The organism is Desulfovibrio sp. 1214_IL3152 (assembly GCF_036763055.1).
In the GTDB taxonomy this organism is placed as follows: domain Bacteria; phylum Desulfobacterota; class Desulfovibrionia; order Desulfovibrionales; family Desulfovibrionaceae; genus Desulfovibrio.
On record NZ_JBAIYW010000315.1, the window covers coordinates 1 to 2,650 of the forward strand.

At 58.8% G+C, this 2,650-nt stretch carries 2 protein-coding genes and 1 pseudogene; all 3 read left to right on the plus strand.

The window, feature by feature from the left end; genetic code table 11:
• Positions 1–390: pseudogene (locus V6C07_RS06785) on the plus strand (tRNA uridine-5-carboxymethylaminomethyl(34) synthesis enzyme MnmG); the annotation flags it as partial.
• 108 nt (positions 391–498) lie between these two features.
• Complete coding sequence (locus tag V6C07_RS06790) at positions 499–1,431, plus strand: hypothetical protein (protein WP_333535592.1); 933 nt, start codon at positions 499–501, stop codon at positions 1,429–1,431.
• A 336-nt stretch (positions 1,432–1,767) separates the two neighbouring features.
• On the plus strand, positions 1,768–2,650 hold an 883-nt coding region (locus V6C07_RS06795; RefSeq protein ID WP_333535593.1), incomplete at its 3' end, for a hemolysin family protein.

The following is a 2,650-nucleotide window of genomic DNA, read 5'->3' on the forward strand; positions in this document are numbered from 1 at the left end:
GCCCTGCGCCGGCCCGAGCTGGACTTGTCCGGCCTTGCGGCGCTTCTGCGCTCCTGCGCCTGTGAAGACACGGCCGCCGCTGCGGAATTTCTTGAGCATGAAATGATGCTGGCCGGAACTGGCGTGTGTGAGAGCGTACAGACAGAGATCAAGTACGCAGGATATCTGACCCGCCAGCGCGAACTGGTCGCGCGCACGGCAAAGCTTGAGTCCACAGCCTTGCCCCCGGATTTGGATTATGCCACAGTAGCGGGGTTATCTCGTGAAGTGACGGAAAAACTCGACCGGGTCAGGCCCCTGAGCCTCGGACAAGCCGGACGCATCTCAGGAGTAACCCCGGCGGCTGTAGCCTGCCTGGAGATACATTTACACAAACTGGGGCGGCTTTGATGCCGACAGGCGAAGAGCAGACTTCGGCCCGCAATATTTTCTTCCTCCGGCCGGACCGGTGGGGCTGCAAGGCCCCTCGCGGCACAGCGGAACATACTCGGTGAGTTTATGACTGGCAAACAACTTCTCCTGGTCATCGCCGTGGTGCTGATCATCCTCTGCACTATCGTCGTCATCGTTCAGACACGTCTACAGCGGCAGCGGCAGGAGGCTCGGCGCAAGTCCATCATCCGAAAACTGCTTGAAACCGCACAGGAACAGAACGAGATATTCGATATCAACGTGCTGGACAAGTCGGCTGCCCACAAAGGTCTTGCAGCCCTGTTGCAAACCGTTTCACACACAGTGCTTGGCCTGGAAGTTCTTGGGTTTCTTTCGCAGGAACTCACGGGCATGTCCGTGGAGGTCTATTTTCGTGCCACCCTGCCCGAAGGGCCGAGCTTTTACAAATTTCGCTCAACCATCCTGTCCATTGAATCCGGGCGGGAAAAATCGCGGCTGCATCTGGCCTCTCCCGAAGATCTCGATGCCGGGCAAAAGCGCCTTTTCATCCGCATCAAGCCGCCCAAGGAAAAAGTGCGCGTTATCGGCGTGTGGGAGCTGGACCCCAGCAAACCCATGCCCCGCAATACCGCCGAAATAAACCGCCCTCTCCTGCACTACCGGCGCGGCATGGAAAAAGAGTCCATACAGGTGGAAAACATCTCGGCCACAGGCATGGCCCTGCGCTTTCCCATGGAAGACCTTGAGATCAAGCCGGTTGACCTGGACAAAGGTTCGCAGTTACTTTGTCTTATAATTTACTGCATGGGCAAGGAAGAAAAAATCGTTACCTTCTGGTGCACCTGCAAGGTGCTCCACGCCCGGATACACGAAGGCGCGGAGCCGGCCCTTGTGCTCGGCACAGAATTTACCAACTGGGCAGTTCTGGAACAGGGCAAGTCCGACATCCACTGGTTCCACAGCCTGCAATCGCGCGGGGTGTCGCCCATAACCCAGTGGGTCATGCATATGGACATGGAGCAGCGCAAGCGGCTTTAACAGGCTGACGCCGAAGCGGCTGCCCACAAAAGGGCAGGCTTGATAACGCAAATCACGGCATCATCACATAACAGATGCCGCGCAGTGACGGGTTCAGACGCGCCGTGAGCCGCGCAAACGCGCAACAGACCGTGCAGGCGCCGCCTCAAGCTGCTGAACAAAAACAAGAGACCTCGGTCTGGCCGCGTAACGCACGGCCACGCCGGAGAAAAATTTGCCGCCATTGTGCAGTGCTGCGGCCAAACCGCCGAAAGCAGGCGCGGCACGCCGCGCGGCAAACATGGCCCACGGGCAGCATAGTGCGGCCCGGTTCCATTCCCAACCAAGGAGACTACATTGGACGGTGGTTCGGAAGGTCATAGTACCATCTGGTCGCGCCTGAGCAGACTGTTCGGGCACGATGATCAGGAATCTCTGGAAAAAGCCATTCTTGAAGCGCGCGCCGATGGCGAGGTGGAACCCGAAGAGGAATCCATGCTGCTCGGCATTTTGCGTTTCAACGATCTCCAGGTGCAGGACACCATGATTCCACGCACCGACATCGACTGCGTACCTCATGACATGCCCATGGCAGAGGTGGCAGCCATCATTGTCCGCTCCGGGCATTCCCGCATTCCCGTTTACAAGGAAACCCGCGACAATATCGTGGGCATCCTGCATGCCAAGGATCTGTTGCGCAGCATGCTTGACGGCGAGGGCAAGGTCTCATCGCTGGCCGCCCTCATACGCGAGCCGTTCTTTGTGCCTGAAACCAAGTCCATCCGCACGCTGCTTCAGGAGTTCCGCGCCCGCAAGCAGCATATCGCCATTGCCCTGGACGAATACGGTGGAACCTCCGGCCTCATCACCATTGAGGACGTGCTGGAAGAAATCGTGGGCGACATTGAAGACGAACACGATACTCCGCGCGAGGAAGATATCCGCCCCATAGGCGACAATATTTACGAGCTCACGGGCCGTGCGCTGCTTGAAGACCTTGAGGACATGGGCGTGGACCTTGATTCGGACGAAGTGGATACCATCGGCGGCTATCTCAGCATGGAGGCGGGGCATGTACCCGGCCCCGGAGAAAGCTTCACCTTGCGCGGCTGGACCTTTACCGTGCTTGAGGCCGACCGGAAACTGATCCTGCGCCTGCGGATGGAACCGGCAGACAGCGCCGCCAGCCGGCAGAATGCCGAAGCGGAAACGGAACAGGAGGCGACTGCCGATCCGGCCG